The following is a 17,035-nucleotide window of genomic DNA, read 5'->3' on the forward strand; positions in this document are numbered from 1 at the left end:
ACGAGCGGGGACTATCAGAAGCCCATGCCGCCCATTCCACCCATGCCGTCCATGCCGGCAGCTGCGTCTGCACCTGCGGCGGCCTTTTCGGGCTTGTCGGCGACGACCGACTCGGTGGTGAGGAACAGACCGGCGATCGAGGCGGCGTTCTGCAGAGCAGAGCGGGTCACCTTGACCGGGTCGTTGATGCCTGCGGCCAGCAGATCCTCGTACTCACCGGTTGCGGCGTTGAGACCGAATCCGGCTTCGAGGTTGGCGACCTTGTCGGCAACCACACCGGCTTCGAGGCCGGCGTTCGTGGCGATCTGCTTCAGCGGGGCTTCGATGGCAACCTTGACGATGTTGGCACCGGTGGCCTCGTCTCCCTCGAGTGCGAGGTCGGCGAATGCGGCCTTGCCAGCCTGGATGAGCGAGACGCCGCCGCCGGCGACGATTCCCTCTTCCACAGCAGCCTTGGCGTTGCGCACTGCATCTTCGATGCGGTGCTTGGTTTCCTTGAGCTCGACCTCGGTGGCGGCTCCGGCCTTGATGACTGCAACTCCGCCGGCAAGCTTGGCCAGACGTTCCTGCAGCTTCTCACGGTCGTAGTCGGAGTCCGAGTTCTCGATCTCGGCGCGGATCTGAGCGACCCGTCCGGCGATCTCCTCGGCGTCTCCTGCGCCCTCGACGATGGTGGTCTCGTCCTTGGTGATGACGACCTTGCGGGCGGTGCCCAGCAGATCGGTGGTCACGCTGTCGAGCTTGAGCCCGACCTCCTCGGACACGACCTGGCCACCGGTGAGGATGGCGATGTCGGCGAGCTGAGCCTTGCGACGGTCACCGAAGCCCGGAGCCTTGACAGCCACGGACTTGAAGGTGCCCTTGAGCTTGTTCAGCACCAGGACGGCCAGGGCTTCGCCCTCGACGTCTTCGGCGATGATGAACAGCGGCTTGTTGGACTGCTGAACCTTCTCGAGGACGGGCAGCAGGTCCTTCACGTTCGAGATCTTGGAGTTGACGATGAGGATGTAGGGATCCTCAAGGACAGCTTCCTGGCGATCGGTGTCGGTGACGAAGTAACCGGAGATGTAGCCCTTGTCGAAGCGCATACCCTCGGTCAGTTCGAGTTCGAGTCCGAAGGTGTTGGACTCCTCGACGGTGACGACGCCTTCCTTGCCGACCTTGTCGATGGCCTCGGCGATCAGTTCGCCGATGGCGGGATCTCCAGCGGAGATGCCTGCGGTGGCGGCGATCTGTTCCTTGGTCTCGATGTCGATGGCGTTGTTCAGCAGAACCTGCGTCACTGCCTCGACGGCCTTCTCGATGCCGCGCTTGAGGCTGAGCGGATCAGCACCGGCTGCCACGTTGCGCAGGCCTTCGCGGACGAGGGCCTGAGCGAGCACGGTAGCGGTGGTGGTTCCGTCGCCTGCGACGTCGTCAGTCTTCTTAGCGACTTCCTTGACGAGCTCGGCGCCGATCTTCTCGTAGGGGTCCTCGAGTTCGATCTCCTTGGCAATGGAGACGCCATCGTTGGTGATGGTCGGTGCGCCCCACTGCTTTTCGAGCACGACATTGCGACCGCGGGGTCCAAGGGTCACCTTGACCGCGTCCGCAAGCTGGTTGAGGCCAGCTTCGAGTCCTCGACGAGCTTCTTCGTCGAATGCAATCATCTTTGCCATAGCGGCTTAGATCCTCCCTGATGGAGTGGAGTGGGAATCCAGAGCAGTCGTCAACGCCCGCGACGGCAGAGAGTGTGTCCGCATGTTCCATTCCACATATGGACCACGCTCTCGAGACGACTGGTGGGAACCCGTCGGTTTTCACCAGTACTAGATTTAGCACTCTACCCATGCGAGTGCAAATGTTTGTCGCCCGCCAAGATGGGCGAGGGCAGTTCAGATCCGCGAGTTGTCGGCGCGCGGTGAAGGCGAACAGCACAGTTCGGCCCAGCGCGAAACATTTGGCGCAGGCGGCGCGCCCAGGGCGGTGCGGGCCCGAAATCCTGCCCTCGACTCGCGCCCTAGCCTGCGAACAGACTCCGCCCGCGACCCGCAGGTCGACGTCAGAGGCCTCCCTTTCCGCACTTTCGGCATTCGGTACTGCCTACTCTGAAAAGCACACCGAGGAAACTGAGCATTGCGAAACAAGGTGGTCAATCACGCCGATTGATCCATGACCGGCAAGTCGCAGGAATCGGATGGGCCACGACCCCGTGGCTTGCCGTCCACGGGCAGCCTACTGCCCGCGCGCACTGAAAAGCGCCGAGCAGTTGCCTGCTCGGCGCTCTCCCCGTGCGGTTGACGCCGGTCGGCCCGCAGGTCATTCCGACGACCCACCGCAGCGGATCAGAAAACTGTGCTGATAGCAGCCAGTCTCAGAGGAGGGTGACGGACTCCGCCTGAGGACCCTTTTGTCCTTCTCCAACTTCGAACTGAACCTGCTGGCCCTCTTCGAGAGAGCGGTAGCCATCCATCTGGATTGCGCTCCAGTGAACGAACACGTCCTGGTTTTCGCCTTCGAGGGTGATGAATCCGTAGCCCTTTTCAGCGTTGAACCACTTGACGGTACCTTGTGCCATTACTTCTCCATACAGTGCAGTGCCATTGAAATCCCGCATCACAGCCGCGATCAGATGACCCCATCTGGGATGCGGAAGCTAGTAAAACTCAACTGACCCCGCGACTTCTCTCATTGACCTCTAGAGAATAATCTCGGTGAAGCACGATTAGAACACAAGGTGCTGTGCTTGCCTAGCTGGTGCAACTCTACCGCAGGCACGCATCCCGCCTAGAGCGGTTCAATACTGTTATAGATTCGTTATCTGAGGGTTTCTTCCCTGTTCACAGCGGGGATTGTCGCGAGCGAAATCAGACCGTTCGGTCAGAAATTCGCCGAGGCGGCCCGCCGATCCATGAGCTCCCCGCAACCGCGGCGGCCGAGTCCGAGCTGCTACCGCCGACTCAGCCGTGCTGCCGCACAACCGCGGCCCGGATCACTCCGAGTCCCCGCCTTCGCTGGGTTCGGGTCCGCGATCGGCGATGTCCGAGCAGATGACGACGGTGATGTCGGCTTCGAAGTCCGTGGAGGCCTCCGTGGCCGAGACGCCCAGCGATTCGGCCACGAGCTTCGCCTGCGAGGCGTTCTCCTCGCCGTTGTAGTACACGGTCGAATCCGTCAGGTTCGTCGAGTAGTTGCCGACCTGGCCGAGCTTCCACCCCTTCTCCTCGACCGCTTCGGAGAACTTCTTCGCAGCACCGGAGACGCCGGATCCGTTGAGGACATCGACGGTGATCGAGTCGTCTGCGACGCTGACTTCGCTCTCGCTCGGCGAGGGTTCAGCCGACGCCGACTCGGAGGCCGGCGGGTCGGCGATCTTCGACTCAGGGTTGCCCATCGAGGAGAAGATGATGTTGATGGCGGCCACGACGAGCAGGACCGCGACCAGCGCGAGCACGATGACCAGCGAGATGGCACCGATGTTCGACGACGCTGCGGACTCCTGTCGATGGGCACCGCTGCGCCGGCCGGGCTCGATCTCGTCGAATTCGTCGGTCATGTCTACCTCGAGACGCGGGCTTGGGCGCGTTCGCTCTGCCGCGTGCTGCGGATCCGGCGAAGGCGCTTGACCAGCATGGGGTCGCTGGCCAGAGCTGCAGGGTTGTCGAGAAGCGAGTTCAGAATCTGGAAGTAGCTGGTGGCCGACATGTCGAAGCGCTCACGGATCGCGTGGTCCTTGGCGCCTCCGTATTTCCACCACCGCCGCTCGAACTCCAAAACGGCCACCTCAAGCTCGCTCAGTTCTGAGGTGTCGTCATTCGGCGGCATAGAGGTTGTGCTCCTTCGAGAGGTGTCTGTGCATCTATATTATCGCCCGATCGGCGGGACCGAAATTTCCGGCGCGCCGCTGCGGATGTGAGGTCGGTCCCTGAACCGCCGCAGCCAACCGCATCACCCCGCCGCGCGGCACCGAATCGGTGACCGTGACGACGGGGTGAGTGGGAGGGAATCCGGATCAGCGGATGCGGATGTTGACCTGCTTGATCTGGGTGAAGCCCTCGAGCATGCCCTCGAGCGAGGCTTCGCGGCCGAAGCCGGAGGTCTTCATGCCGCCGTAGGACTGGCCGGCCAGCTGGCCGCCGCCCTGGTTGACCTGCACCCAGCCGGATTCGATGCGGTTGGCCATGGTCAGGGCCGCGTCGACGTCCTTGGTGAAGACGAAGGCCGCGAGGCCGAAGTCGGAATCGTTGGCCAAGTCGATGACCTCGTCGATGTCCTTCCACGGGATGACCGAGAGGACGGGGCCGAAGATCTCCTCGCGGCTGGTCTGCCAGTCGTTCTTCGCCTTCGAGAAGATCACGGGCGCATGATAGAAGCCGGGTTCGCCGACCGTCAGCGAATCGGAGCCGTCGTAGGCGATCTCGACGCCGTCCATCGACTTGCCCATCTCGATGTAGCTGGCGACCTGGTCATACTGCTTCTGGTTGATGATGCAGCCGATGTCGGTGGACTCGTCTCGGGGGTCGCCGACCTTCATCTTCGAGACCGCGTCGACGAGCTTGGACAGGAAGTCGTCGTAGATGTCCTCGTGGAGGAACAGCCGCGAACCCATGGTGCAGGACTGTCCCTGGCGGGCGAAGCGGGTCGACAGAAGCACCTGCTCGAGAGTGTCGTCGTCGTTCGAGTCCGGGAAGATGATGTTCGGGCTCTTGCCGCCGAGCTCCATCGACGAATGCGCGAGACGACCGCCGGCCACCTCGGCGACGTGACGGCCGACGCTGGTCGAACCGGTGAACGAGACCTTGTCGACGTCCGCGTGGACGTTGAGGGCCTCACCGATGACCGAGCCCTTGCCGGTGACGACGTTGAGCACGCCGGCGGGCAGTATGTCGGCGATGATCTCGGCCATCTTCAGGATCGTCAGCGGCGCATCCTCGGCGCACTTGAGGACGATCGTGTTGCCGGCGGCGATCGCGGCAGGTGTCTTGAAGGCGGCGATCATCAGCGGCGAGTTCCACGGCAGGATGCCGGCGACGACGCCGAGCGGCACGCGCTTGGTGTACTGGAGCTGCTTGTCTCCGGCGGGCAGGGTGTTGCCCTTGACCTCACCGGCGACCCCGCCCATGTAGCGGAACAGGTCGGCCAGTGTGATCGTCTCCGGGCGAGCCTGGGTGCGGATCGCGTTTCCGGTGTCGAGCGCGGTCAGCTGGGCGAGCTCCTCCGACGCGGCTTCGAGCGCATCGGCGCAGGCCAGAAGCTTCTTCTGGCGTTCCTTGAACGGCAGGGCGGCCCACTCCGGGAAAGCTTTCCGTGCGGCCTTGACGGCGCGGTCGGCGTCGGCCTCCTTGCCGTTGGGCACCGTGGCGATGACGACATTGCGGTCGATCGGGGTGATGACATCGGTGGTGTCGCCGTCAGCGGCGTCGACCCATTCTCCGCCGATGAGCATCTTCCAGTTCTTGGCCTCTGGGAATTCCGACATTTCGGTCCTTTCGTTCAACGATGAACTCCTTAGGCCGAGCATAACGCGTGGCGCTGAACGGCAATACACCCGTTCGATAGGCGATCGCGCACACCCGATCTGCACTTAGTGCACATCCGCGCAGGGCCCTCGCCGAGGCGGCACTGACGTTGTCGTCCGCCCTCACCGAGGAGGTGCTGAGGTCGCAGAGGCGGCGCCGGCATCGCTGCATGACTCCGCGGAGGAGGTGTCGGCGTTCGCGTCGCTCCTGCTCGCCGTTCGCTGCGCAGCGTTTGGAGGATTGTTGGGTCGATCCGCGGTGATTACGGTGAGGAAACCACTGTGGATCGACCCAACAATCATGTCCGTAGCGGTTTCCCGCCTGCGTCTCCATCCGCCGAGGCGGCGCTGACGTTGCGGTCCGCCCTCACACCGAGGAACTGGCGACCTCCACGCCCGAACGCGGCGACAGAGTCCCGGCCCCCGTACCAGGGCGACCTCGACGACGGAGCATCGCTACACTCGTGCCCATGACGTCGACGCCTCCGCTGACCGAGATCATGTCCCCCGACTGGGCGAACGCCCTGACCGGAGTGGAGGAGCGCATCCACTCGATGGGCGATTTCCTCCGCGACGAGATCGCCGCCGGCCGCCGATACCTGCCCACCGGGGACTTCGTGTTCCGGGCCTTCGCCGAACCGCTGTCCGAGGTGAAGGTCCTCATCGTCGGCCAGGACCCCTACCCGACGCCCGGCCACGCCATCGGCCTGTCGTTCGCCGTCGACCCCGATGTCCGCCCCCTGCCGAGGTCACTGGGCAACATCTTTAAGGAACTCGAATCCGACCTCGGCATCCCGCCTGCCCAGCACGGGGACCTGCGCGCCTGGTCACGCCAGGGAGTCATGCTGCTCAACCGTGCCCTCACAGTCGCCCCCGGCGAGCCCGCGTCCCACCGCGGCAAAGGCTGGGAGGAGATCACGGAACGGGCGATCACTGCGCTGATCGAACGCGATCAGCCGCTCGTCGCCATCCTCTGGGGCCGCGATGCCCGCAACCTCGCTCCCCTGCTGACATCGGGAACCGCCGAGGTGGCCCTCATCGAATCCGCGCATCCGTCTCCGTTGTCGGCCCGACGGGGCTTCTTCGGCTCCCGCCCGTTCTCACGCACGAATGATCTGCTCGCTCAGAAGGGCATCACACCGATCGATTGGGCCCTGCCGGATCAGGACTGAATCGGGCCGGTATCCGTCGACGGCTTCCCCGTCTCTGCCGAGCCCGATGCGCCAGACGAGGCCGACACACCCGAGGCACCGGTCGAGGTCGAGGTGCCGATCGCCCCCGAGGCACCGGTCGCGCTCGAGGCTCCCGATCCTCCGGGCCCGCTCGATTGGGTCTTCGCGCCTCCCGGCTGCACCGAGTCGATGACGGCGGTCGAGGTCTCGCCGCTGCGCACCGACTCGACCTTCTCCTCGGCCGAGCTCTGGCTCTTGAGGTTCTTCAGCGGCAGCGCCAGATAGCTGCCGAGCACAGCGCCGACGGCCAGGGCCGCATTCGCCAGGATCGCAGTGAACAGTGAGGACAGGCCCACAGCGAACGTGACATTCTCCGAATCCGAAGCGATCTGATAGACAGCGGTGAAGATCGACAGCCCCTGCAGCAGGGTGTAGATGCCCGGAATCATGAGCACGATCGCCGGTGCGCCCAGCCGCAGCGCCAGAGGCCGTGACAGGAAACCGGTGACGGTGGCCGCCAGCAGACTGGCGAGCACATTGTCGATCTCCAGCAGCGTCAGCGACATCATCGTGATGTGCGAGGCGAGGCCGACGAGCGCCGCCGGCAGGATGAACCGGCGCCTGGCCGACATCGCCACAGCGCCGGCCATCGACACCACGGCCGCCGCGACCATCGACAGGATCGCCGTGACCACATGCGGGCTCGTCTTCGGCACGAGCACTTCGATATGGCTGAGCCCGATGGCCTGACCGCACACGATGCCCAAGGCGATGCCGGCCACGATGCCGGCCAGAGTCATGAACACTCCGACCACCCGTCCGGCCGCGGTCAGCGGGAAGTTCGTCAGCGCGTCCTGAACCGCCGAATACAGCGACTGCGTCGGCAGCAGCAGCACGATTCCGGCAGCCACGAGGTACTGCGGAGAGCTGATGATGCCGACGTCGCCGGCGATGGTGGCGATGAGCGTCGCCGAGGCGGCCTGCAGCGCCGTGATGAAGAACGACGGCAGGTGGGTCCGCCCGAGCAGCTTGCCGAACTGGAACACGACGATGGCCATCGTGATGCCCAGGGGAATCGCGACCGGGCCTCCCCCGAGCAGCAGGACGAGAGCACCGACCATGAAACCCCAGGCTCCGGTGGTGAACCATTCGGGAAACGGTCGTCGCTGCGTCCGAATCGCGTCGAGACGGCTGCGTGCCTCATGGAATTCCAGACGCCCGTCGACGAGGTCGGTGACGAGCTTGTGCACCGAGGCGAGCTTCGCGAAATGCGTGGACTCACCGCGGTTGACCCGCATCACCGTCAGCAGACGTCCGTCCGAGGTCGAATAGTGCACGACGAGGGTGTTCGAGGTCAGATCGACCTCGACGGTGGCCAGACCGCACGCGGTGCAGGCGGCGATGACGGAGACCTCGACATCGCTGGTGCCGGCACCGGCGCGCATCATCATCGCCGCGATATCGGCGGCGAGGTCGAGGATCATCCGGGCTTCGTCTTCGCTCGGCTCCGTCGCCTGCACGGGCGCCTGGTACGGGGTGCCCTTGAGCGCGGTGACGATCGGCACCGGCTGTGTGTTCGCCGTCGTGCCCGAGACGAGTTTGCCGACGGTGCGCCGGGCGACTCTCTGGGCAATGCGCTGAGACGCGCCGAGGTGGTCGGCCCGGGGCTTCGACCGTCCGACGCTGCGTTCGGGCTTCGCCGCCTTCGCCGCCGCGGCCTTCGCGACGTCCTCCGGCTTGGGTTCCGGTGAGGATTCCCGCAGTTCGGCCAATCGCTGCAGGCGAGTGCGTTCGAGCAGTTCTCGCAGGGCCTGGGACCCGGCCTCCGGGTTGCCGCCCTCGACCGGGGCCGGGGACGAACCACGGACGGGACCCGGCTCGGTCGGATCCTCGACCCGAACCTCGGCGGTGATGGCGTCTTCGAGTTCTCTGTCGCTCACGGCTCGCTGATGAGTGTCGGGCCGAGTGGGTCGGCGATGTTCGCGGTTCCTGCGGCGGCGTCGTAGTCGAAGACGCGGCGGCCGGAGACGAAGACGGTCTCGGCGCGGGAGTCCAGCTCGAGCGGATCGTCCGACCAGATGACGATATCGGCGTCACGACCCACGGCCAGGGAGCCGAGGCGGTCGTCGAGGTTGAAGATCGCGGCCGGGTTGATCGTCAGCGCTTCGATCGCGACGACCGGGTCGAGTCCCTCCTTCACGGCCAGCGAGGCTTCGTGGATGAGGAAGTTGATCGGGATGACCGGATGGTCGGTCGTCAGCGCGATCCGCACTCCCGCCTCGGCGAGGGAGGCCGCGGTGGCCAGGGTGCGGTCGCGCAGTTCGACCTTCGACCGGGAGGTCATCAGGGGGCCGAGGATGACGTCGATGCCCTTGGCAGCGATGAAGTCGGCGATCTTATGCCCCTCGGTGCCGTGGTTGATGACCAGGCGGTACCCGAATTCCTCGGACAGGCGGATGGCGGTGGCGATGTCATCGGCGCGGTGACAGTGCTGGTCGAAGGCGAGCTTGCCGTCGAGGACGTCGGCCAGGGTCTCCTTGACCAGGTCGCGGTCGAACGGGGTGCCCTCGGATTCCGCTTGGGCACGTTTGGCCTGGTAGTTCCGCGCCTCGACGAAGGCGTCGCGGATGATCTTGACGGTGCCCATCCTCGTCGACGGGGTGACCTTCTTCTCCCCGTACACGCGTTTCGGGTTCTCGCCGAGCGCGGACTTCACGGACAGATCCTGCGTCACGAGCATTTCGTCGACGATCCGACCCCAGGTCTTGAGGAAGGCGGTGCGACCGCCGATGGGATTGCCGGACCCGGGTTTGATCAGCGCCGAGGTGACGCCCCCGCGCAGCGCATCCTTGAATCCGAGGTCGGAGGGGTCGATGCTGTCGAGCGCGCGCAGGCCCGCCCCGTTGGGATCGGTCATCTCGTTCGTGTCGTCACCGGACCAGCCTTCGCCGTCCTCATGCACGCCGAGGTGGCCGTGGGCCTCGATGAAGCCGGGCAGGACCCATCGTCCGCCGGCATCGATGACCTCGGTGTCCGCGGTCAGGGAGGAGGTGTCGACGGAGCCGGGGGCCACCTCGGTGATGCGGCCGTCCCTGACCGTCAGTGTGCCCGATTCGATCGCCTCGGCACGGTTGCCCGATGCGTCGGCCACGGGCACGATCCGCGCGTTCGTGATGACGAAATCTGTGGCGGCGGGGACCGGAACTGACCGATACATTCTGCTCCTAGCGAGGGGGTCGGCGACGACGTCTGGCTGCGGTGTCGAGTCTACGCCACTCGATGTTTCCGGCGGGTGACCTCGCCGCGTCGGCAGACGGACTCCGACGGGCATGGCTCTCTCCCGGGTCCGGGGAGGGCGCAGGCGATTCTGCGCGCACGAACATTACCGCAGGGTAGGCCGTGTCAGGTCCGGCGTATAGTCTGGATGAGTCGCCCGAAGAGAGAAGGATCCCTGATGCTTGAGCCGATCACCTCATACGTCGCAATCGGAGACTCGTTCAGTGAGGGTCTGATGGATTCCGACCCGCGGGTCGAGAACCGGTATCGCGGCTGGGCCGACCGGCTCGCGCTCATGCTCACCGAGTCCTCGGTGGGCAGCCCGGACCTGTCCTATGCCAATCTGGCCATCCGCGGTCGGCTGCTCGACCGCATCGTCGATGACCAGGTGCCGCAGGTCCTCGAATTGAAGCCGGACCTGGTGAGCCTGTGTGCCGGCGGCAACGACTGCCTGCGTCCGAAGGCCGATATCGATGCCTTGGCGGCGAAGTTCGAACGTGCCGTGGTCGCGATGCGCGAGGCCGGTATCGAAGTGCTCATGTGCAATGGCTTCGACACCGAGTTCAGCACTCCGCTCATCCGTGCGGTGCGTCCTCGTGTGGGAGTCTACAACGCCCATCTGTGGTCGATTGCGCAGCGGCACGGCTGCCATATGGTCGATCTGTGGGGGCTGCGTTCGCTCTACGCCGCGCAGATGTGGGCCGCCGACCGCATCCACCTGTCGACGGAGGGCCACCACCTCGTCGCCGAGCAGGCGCTGGCCACTCTGGAGAGCGGTCGCTCCCTGCCGGTCAAGGGCTTCGGCGTTCCGGCACGTCCGACGCGGGCGATCCGTGAGGTCATGAGCGAGGAGTCGCGGTGGGCCCGTGAGTACCTGGCCCCCTGGGTCGGTCGCCGACTGCGCGGGCAGTCCTCCGGTGACACCCTCGACCCGAAGCTGCCGGAGCTCACACGCGTCCGTGACCTTGTCGAACGCTCGCGCGAAGTCGACCGTGCACGGGAAGCCGGCGAGGCCGACGCTGCCGGCGGGGTCGACGCCGGCGGGGTGAACCATCCGGGCGGCTCCGAAGGATGAGTGTCGAGTCCGTGCGCATTCCCGAGCTCTCTGCCGCCGGGGCGGCCATGGCCCCGGCGTTCCGGCACGTCTACGGAGACTGCCCGGAGCAGTTCGTCGAGGTCTATGGTGACCCGGCGACCGCCTCGGCGACGGTGATCTTCGTCCACGGAGGCTACTTCCGCCCCCGCACCGACCTGTCCCATGCCCGGCCGTCGGCTCAAGCCTTGGCCGAGTCGGGAGTGCTCGTCGCCTCCGTCGAGTATCGGAGGTTCGGCGGTCAGCCGCTCCTGCTCGACGATGTCGCTGCGGCCATCGATTCGGTGTGCGCCGAGCTGCCCCGCTGGGGTGTCAGCGAACAGGCGAGGGAGAATCTGGTCGTCTCGGGTCATTCGGCCGGTGGCTGCCTCGTCCTCGCCTGGGCCTCGCACCTGGCCGAGGAAGGTCCGCGGATCCGTCTGCGTCCTCTGGCGCCGGTGACCGATCTGCTGCGGGAAGTCGAGGGAGACCTCGGCGATGGAGCGGTCCTCGACTATATGGGCGTGCGCCCCGAGGACGACCTGGAGGCGTACCTGCGTCACGATCCCAGGTCGCGGGCGGCGCTCATCCCAGCTCGCGTCGATGTGCATTCGATCCACGGGGATGCCGATGCCACCGTCGACATCGGGTTCTCCCGCGTCTTCCCCGCCGCCCTGACCGAGTTGGCCGGAGCGAACCATGCCGATGTCATCGACCCCGAATCTCCGTTCTTCCCGCAGGTGAGGAACCTCCTGCTCGGTTGAGGACGGCGCTCAGATCCCTTCGGGACTGATGCCGGGTCCGTTCTCGATGCCGGTGCGGATATCGAAGAGTTCGGGGAAGAACGTCAGATCGAGCGCCTTCTGCAGGAATCCGACTCCGCTGGACCCGCCTGTTCCTCGTTTCATGCCGATGATCCGCAGCACCGTGCGCATGTGCCGGTAGCGCCAGAATTGGAAGTTCTCCTCGAGGTCGACGAGTTCTTCGCAGCTTTCGTATTCCTGCCAGTACTTCTGCGGATTCTCGTAGATGATGCGGAAGACATCGCACAGTTCCTCATCGAAGGTGTGGGCGACCGATTTGTCCCGATCGAGGAGCCGCTGCGGCACCGGAAGTCCGCGGCGGGCCAAGCAGGCGAGGAATTCGTCGTAGACGCTCGGTTCCTCCAAGTACTGCTCCAGAGCCGCACGTGCCTCGGGCTCTCCGTCGAAGACCGGGAGCATGGCGCGATTCTTGTTGCCGAGCAGGAACTCCACGGCCCGGTACTGCCAGGACTGGAAGCCCGAAGCCCGGCCGAGTTGGTCGCGGAATCCGACGTATTCGCTCGGCGTCAGCGTTGCCAGGACGGACCACTGCTCGGTCAGGGTCTTCTGAATGTGTTTGACGCGGGCGATGCGCTTGAGCGCGGTCTGCAGCTCATCATGGGCGATGAGCCGGCGGGCATCGAGGAGTTCGTGGATGACAAGCCGGAACCACAGTTCCGTGGTCTGGTGCTGGATGATGAACAGCAGCTCGTCGTGATGTTCGGGGCTGCTGACGGGGTGCTGGGCTCCGAGGAGCCGGTCGAGGTCGAGATACGACCCGTACGTCATCGACTCCCTGAGGTCCGTGTGGACCCCGGCTTCGAGGTCACGTTCGTTCTTCTCGGCCGTCGTCCTCGCATCGGTCGGAGTCTGCTGGGTGCCGCTGCGTGTGCGAGCGCCTGAGTTCGGTCGAGCTTCGTTGCTCGGGTCTTGGTTGGTGTCGGTCATGACGTCCAGCATAGGGGTCAGCCGGGTTGTCGCCTCTGCGGTTCGGCGACGTCCCGCACTTCGTCGACCAGCTGCTTCCACTCCGGCGGCATCTGACTCTCACCGAAGCGCACTCGCCCGAACCGGCTCTCGATGAGGTAGGCGAACCGGTCGGCACCCGGCGGCGCTTCATCACTCTGCCCGCTGTCGGACCACGGAAGTTCGGCGATGCGCGGACCGAGGTCATCGCGCCGGGTGCTCGCGTCGACGTCGACTTCCCAGACGAGCAGCATCCCGCCGATCCCGCCCGAGCGTTCGACGAGCAGACGCCCGAACCCTTCGGCCGGCTGTTCGTTCACCAGCTGCTCCCCTGGTTTCCGCGCGCCGATCCGGCGTGGGAGATTCCCACGGTCTCCCACCCGGCCACGATCGCATCGTGAACGTCGGATCCGGCTCCGAACTGGTCGGCCGCCTCGGCGATGGTGAGTTCTGCGAACTCTGCGAAGTCGGTGCGCTTCGTGATCTCCGATCCCGTGAGAACGGCGTACCAGACCTGTCCGACGCTCTCCCAGGCCGGACCGCCGACGCTGGTCGCGGCGAGAGCGAAGGCACGATTCGGGATCCCGGAGTTGAGGTGGACCCCGCCGTTGTCGGAGTCGGTGGTGACGAAATCGTCCATATGCGCCGGCTGCGGATCCCTGCCGAGGACGTCGTCGTCATAGGCCGTGCCGGGTTCGATCATCGACCGCAGGGCGCGGCCGGTCACCTCGGGCGTGAAGATTCCGGCGCCGATGAGCCAGTCGGCGTCCTCGGCGTCCTGTCCGGCATCGTGCTGCTGCGTCAGGGCACCGAAGACATCGGCGCAGTGCTCGTTGAGTGCTCCCGGCTGGCCGAAGTATTCGAGGTCGGCGGTGTGGCTGATGACGCCGTGGGAGAGTTCATGGCCGATGATCGACAGCGAACCGGTGAACCCGGTGAACACTTCCTCGTCGCCGTCACCGAAGACCATGAGCCGACCGTCGAAGAAGGCATTGTCGTAGTCCTTGCCGTAGTGGACGCTGGCCATGAGCGGCATTCCCTGCCCGTCGAGGGAGTCGCGGGAGAAGACTTCCGAGAACAGTGCAAACGAAGCGCCGAGTCCGTCGTATGCCTCGTTGACCGGCTCATCGCTGACGGGCTCCTCACCCTCGGAGCGGACGAGCGTGCCTGGCAGCACCTCGGTGTTCCCGGCGTCGTGGATGAGTCGCTGCAATCCAGCAGGGGCGGGTGCGGCCAGCTCGTCTTCGTCCTTGCGCAGGTCGGCCGGCGGGGTGTAGCGCAGACCCGCCAGGCGCAGGTTCCGGCAGCTCTCATCGGACATCCGGCAGCTGGCCGCGGCGGCCGCGGCCTTCGGGAAACGCTCGGTGCCGCGTTCGGCGATCGCATCGAGGAGGTAGGGCGGGACGACGCTGTGGAAAGTCATGACTCCAGCGTCCCACGTTCACCTCGGATGCGGTAGGGCCGCGAGGTCCTCAGCGGGACACGGTCACCGCACGATCGCCTCGGCGCCGGTCTCGCCGTTCTCGTCCTTCGGCGGGAAGACGACGAGGGTGATGACGATGATGACCATGAAGAACGTCGTGAGGAACGTCGGCACCGGGATGATCGGGTCGAGGAGGACGAGCAGCGCGCAGGCCGGTACGACGGTGTTGACGACGGCATCGGCGTTGGCGCGGATTGCGAGCACCCACACTCCGAGGACGAACACCGCGATCGGCACCGAGACCGTGAACGTCGCCAGCGCCGGGTCGAGGGCGCTGGCACCGAGCTGGGAATCGGCTTCGATGCCGACTCCGGCGGAGAACGCACCGGCGGCGGCGAAGATGAAGTAGTGGCCGTAGCCGTACTTGAGCGACCCGCCGAGGCTGCCGATCGCCCGGTGGTGCGGCGGCCAGAAGTAGATCCACCACATCGCGGCGGTGACGATGAGGCTGAGGACGCCCAGTGAGATCAGCGGGACGATGTCCTCGACCTCGCCCAGCGCGTCGAAGATCGTGTTCGCCGAGGCCAGGAGGCTCTCGCCGAGGACGATGATCGTGAAGCAGCCATAGCGTTCGGTGATGTGATGCGGGTGCCACGGCGTCGTGCCGCGAGTCTCCGCGACGACCGGCACCGCCACCTCGGCGAGGATGAGCATACCGAGGCCGACAGCCCGGAAGACGGGATCGTCGATGGCCAGCCACGCCACCCACAGAATCTGGGCGATGCCGATCCCACAGGCGTAGACGATCGTCGTCCACCGTGCCCGTCCAGCACCGCGGGAGGCGCGCAGCCATTGGGAGATCATGATGATGCGCATGAGAACGTAGCCGGCGATGAGCAGTCGGAAGTCGCCGTCGTCGAAGACCGGCCCGATGCCCGCGGCGAGGATGAGCACCCCGCCCATCTGCACGATCGTCAGCAGCCGGTAGAGCCAGTCATCGGTGTCGAAGGACGTCGCGAACCACGTGAAGTTCATCCACGCCCACCAGATCCCGAAGAACACGAGCAGATAGCTCACCACCCCCTCGCCGAGGCGGCCCGCCGTGATCGTGTCATGCAGGTGTGAGGACGCGATCGAGACGGCGATGACGAAGACGAGGTCGAAGAAGAGCTCGAGGGTGCTCGCCGCCCGGCCCTCTTCGCCGGGATCGCGTGGGCGCATCGGACTGAGACGCAAGCGCGCCGGTGCGGACAGTGCGTTCGGTGCGCTGCCGGTGTTCGATGTGCTGTCGCCGTGCGGTGCGCTGTCGCCGTTCGGCGTCTTCGACGTGGCCATGGCCCTCCAGACGGTCGGTCGCTGCGTTCGAACAGTCTATGACCGAGAACCGCAGACCGCCCGCCGCCACGGCCGACTGCGACCCGTCCCGCCGGCACCTCAACTAAGCTTGCCACGTGCTCAAACCCATCATGTGGCCGGTGCTCGTCCCGTTCGCCCTCTTCGCCGTCGGCCTGGGCGCGATCATGCCGATTCTCGTGCTCGGGGCGCTCTCACTGGGTTCGACGCAGGCGTTCGCCGCGGCCATCGTCGGCATCATGGGGGCCGTGTCCTTGATGGCCACGGTGCCGGCGGGGATCCTCATCGACCGCCTCGGCGATTTCCGGGCCATGACCGTGGCCACGATCGCCGCGATCATCGTCCTCGGCTCCATCGTCGCCGCCTTCATCTGGGATTCGCCGTATTCGCTGCTCGTCTATACGGCCGCGCTCATGATCTTCGGCCCGGTCTCCGACGTGTGGAGCCTGGCCCGGCAGGCCGTCGTCGCCGAGGTCATGCCGCCGGCCGACCTCGCCAAGGCGATGACCGCACTCGGCGGCACGCAGCGGGTCGGCAACCTCGTCGGCCCGATGATCGGCGCCGGCCTCATGCTCGTCTTCCCCATCTGGTCCGTGTTCGTCTTCTCCGCGCTCACCGCCGTCGCCGCGATCGTGATCATGGCTCTGCCGATCGCGCAGATCCCCGGCTTCGACGACCACCCCCACCGCGAGGCGGCCCCGACCTCCCCTGCGGACGATCACGATCCGTCCCCCGCCGATGATTCTTCTCCCGCCGAGGCGAGCGAGCCCGCACACGGAGACGTCGCCCATCCTCGGCGAAGGAAGAGGAGAGATCGCCGGCCGCCTCTCGACGTGGCCTGGAAATCGGTCGTGCTCACCGGCGTCACGATCATCGCGCTGGCGGCAGCCCGCGCCGCCCAACCGGTCGTCGTCCAGCTCTGGGGCGTGGAGATCGGGCTGCACAAGTCATCGATCTCGCTCATCATCGCCTTCGGTGCCGGGCTCGAGCTCATCGTCATGTTCCTCGGCGCGTATATCAAGGACCACCTCGGCCGGGTGGCGACCCTCGTGGCGTGCCTGTCCATCTTCGGCACCGGGTTCATCATCATGGTCGCGAAACCGGATCTCGCCGGAATGGTCATCGCCGCCGCGGTCATGGCGTTCGGCAACGGCCTCGGGGCGGGGGTGAATATGACGATCGGGGCGGACCTCTCCCCCGCGGTCGGTCGCCCCCGCTTCCTCGGCATCTGGGCGATCTTCAACAACGGCGGCAAACTCGGCGGGCCGACGCTGCTGTCCCTCATCATCACCGTGACCACCCTGCGATTCGGGGTGCTCTTCCCCGGTCTGCTCGCCCTCCTCGGCGCGGTGTGGATCCTCATCTGGGCCCGCCAGGTCGGCCTGCCAGGAAGGCGGCGCCTCGACCCACCGCACACCGGCTGACTGCGGGCCGGCTCCGGCTCTCAGCACCGCGTTCGGCGAACGGACTAGG

The 17,035-nt window shown here is 65.9% G+C and carries 15 protein-coding genes; 4 read left to right on the forward strand and 11 right to left on the reverse strand.

Annotation, left to right across the window (positions count from 1 at the left end):
• Nucleotides 1-14: 14 nt before the first annotated feature.
• From groL to FHG09_RS06295, 5 genes are all read right to left on the reverse strand, one after another.
• Nucleotides 15-1,658 (reverse strand): chaperonin GroEL, encoded by a 1,644-nt coding sequence (groL, locus tag FHG09_RS06275; RefSeq protein WP_152346822.1) that lies wholly within the window; start codon nucleotides 1,656-1,658, stop codon nucleotides 15-17.
• A 695-nt stretch (nucleotides 1,659-2,353) separates the two neighbouring features.
• A complete protein-coding gene (locus FHG09_RS06280) occupies nucleotides 2,354-2,557 on the reverse strand; it encodes a cold-shock protein (RefSeq protein ID WP_152346823.1) in 204 nt (67 codons plus the stop codon).
• Nucleotides 2,558-2,971: 414 nt separating this feature from the next.
• The gene (locus FHG09_RS06285) at nucleotides 2,972-3,535 is read right to left on the reverse strand and encodes a LytR C-terminal domain-containing protein (protein ID WP_152346824.1); all 564 of its coding nucleotides are present in this window, start codon (nucleotides 3,533-3,535) and stop codon (nucleotides 2,972-2,974) included.
• Nucleotides 3,536-3,537: 2 nt separating this feature from the next.
• Complete coding sequence (locus FHG09_RS06290) at nucleotides 3,538-3,804, reverse strand: DUF3263 domain-containing protein (protein WP_025780444.1); 267 nt, start codon at nucleotides 3,802-3,804, stop codon at nucleotides 3,538-3,540.
• 187 nt (nucleotides 3,805-3,991) lie between these two features.
• On the reverse strand, nucleotides 3,992-5,458 hold the full coding sequence (locus tag FHG09_RS06295) for an aldehyde dehydrogenase family protein (protein WP_152346825.1): 1,467 nt from the start codon (nucleotides 5,456-5,458) through the stop codon (nucleotides 3,992-3,994).
• Nucleotides 5,459-5,967: 509 nt separating this feature from the next.
• Between FHG09_RS06295 and FHG09_RS06300 the strand changes: the two genes are divergently transcribed.
• Nucleotides 5,968-6,669, forward strand: coding sequence for a uracil-DNA glycosylase (locus FHG09_RS06300; RefSeq protein WP_152346826.1), 702 nt, complete (start codon nucleotides 5,968-5,970; stop codon nucleotides 6,667-6,669).
• Here FHG09_RS06300 and FHG09_RS06305 read toward each other — a convergent pair.
• Together FHG09_RS06305 and FHG09_RS06310 are read right to left on the reverse strand one after the other, a co-directional pair.
• Nucleotides 6,660-8,609: a threonine/serine ThrE exporter family protein gene (locus FHG09_RS06305; protein ID WP_152346827.1), complete on the reverse strand. Its 1,950-nt coding sequence runs from the start codon at nucleotides 8,607-8,609 to the stop codon at nucleotides 6,660-6,662. The two genes, FHG09_RS06300 and FHG09_RS06305, sit on opposite strands and share 10 nt — an antisense overlap.
• Nucleotides 8,606-9,886, reverse strand: a complete 1,281-nt coding sequence (locus FHG09_RS06310; RefSeq protein WP_152346828.1) for an amidohydrolase — start codon at nucleotides 9,884-9,886, stop codon at nucleotides 8,606-8,608. The genes FHG09_RS06305 and FHG09_RS06310 overlap by 4 nt, the downstream gene beginning before the upstream one ends.
• 237 nt (nucleotides 9,887-10,123) lie before the next feature.
• Between FHG09_RS06310 and FHG09_RS06315 the strand changes: the two genes are divergently transcribed.
• Together FHG09_RS06315 and FHG09_RS06320 are read left to right on the forward strand one after the other, a co-directional pair.
• Nucleotides 10,124-11,020: an SGNH/GDSL hydrolase family protein gene (locus FHG09_RS06315; RefSeq protein WP_152346829.1), complete on the forward strand. Its 897-nt coding sequence runs from the start codon at nucleotides 10,124-10,126 to the stop codon at nucleotides 11,018-11,020.
• Nucleotides 11,017-11,781, forward strand: coding sequence for an alpha/beta hydrolase (locus FHG09_RS06320; RefSeq protein ID WP_152346830.1), 765 nt, complete (start codon nucleotides 11,017-11,019; stop codon nucleotides 11,779-11,781). Before FHG09_RS06315 ends, FHG09_RS06320 begins: the two co-directional genes overlap by 4 nt.
• Before the next feature lie 9 nt (nucleotides 11,782-11,790).
• Here FHG09_RS06320 and FHG09_RS06325 read toward each other — a convergent pair whose 3' ends face one another.
• From FHG09_RS06325 to FHG09_RS06340, 4 genes are all read right to left on the reverse strand, one after another.
• Nucleotides 11,791-12,768, reverse strand: a complete 978-nt coding sequence (locus tag FHG09_RS06325; RefSeq protein ID WP_152346831.1) for a tryptophan 2,3-dioxygenase — start codon at nucleotides 12,766-12,768, stop codon at nucleotides 11,791-11,793.
• Nucleotides 12,769-12,785: 17 nt separating this feature from the next.
• Complete coding sequence (locus FHG09_RS06330; RefSeq protein ID WP_152346832.1) at nucleotides 12,786-13,106, reverse strand: protealysin inhibitor emfourin; 321 nt, start codon at nucleotides 13,104-13,106, stop codon at nucleotides 12,786-12,788.
• Nucleotides 13,103-14,209, reverse strand: a complete 1,107-nt coding sequence (locus FHG09_RS06335) for a M4 family metallopeptidase (protein ID WP_152346833.1) — start codon at nucleotides 14,207-14,209, stop codon at nucleotides 13,103-13,105. The genes FHG09_RS06330 and FHG09_RS06335 overlap by 4 nt, the downstream gene beginning before the upstream one ends.
• 63 nt (nucleotides 14,210-14,272) lie before the next feature.
• Complete coding sequence (locus FHG09_RS06340; RefSeq protein ID WP_227492581.1) at nucleotides 14,273-15,544, reverse strand: low temperature requirement protein A; 1,272 nt, start codon at nucleotides 15,542-15,544, stop codon at nucleotides 14,273-14,275.
• Between the two features lie 116 nt (nucleotides 15,545-15,660).
• Here FHG09_RS06340 and FHG09_RS06345 point away from each other — a divergent pair, with 116 nt between their 5' ends.
• On the forward strand, nucleotides 15,661-16,986 hold the full coding sequence (locus FHG09_RS06345; protein ID WP_227492582.1) for an MFS transporter: 1,326 nt from the start codon (nucleotides 15,661-15,663) through the stop codon (nucleotides 16,984-16,986).
• Nucleotides 16,987-17,035: the final 49 nt, after the last annotated feature.

Source organism: Brevibacterium sp. CFH 10365 (genome assembly GCF_009299785.1).
GTDB classification, from domain to species: domain Bacteria; phylum Actinomycetota; class Actinomycetes; order Actinomycetales; family Brevibacteriaceae; genus Brevibacterium; species Brevibacterium limosum.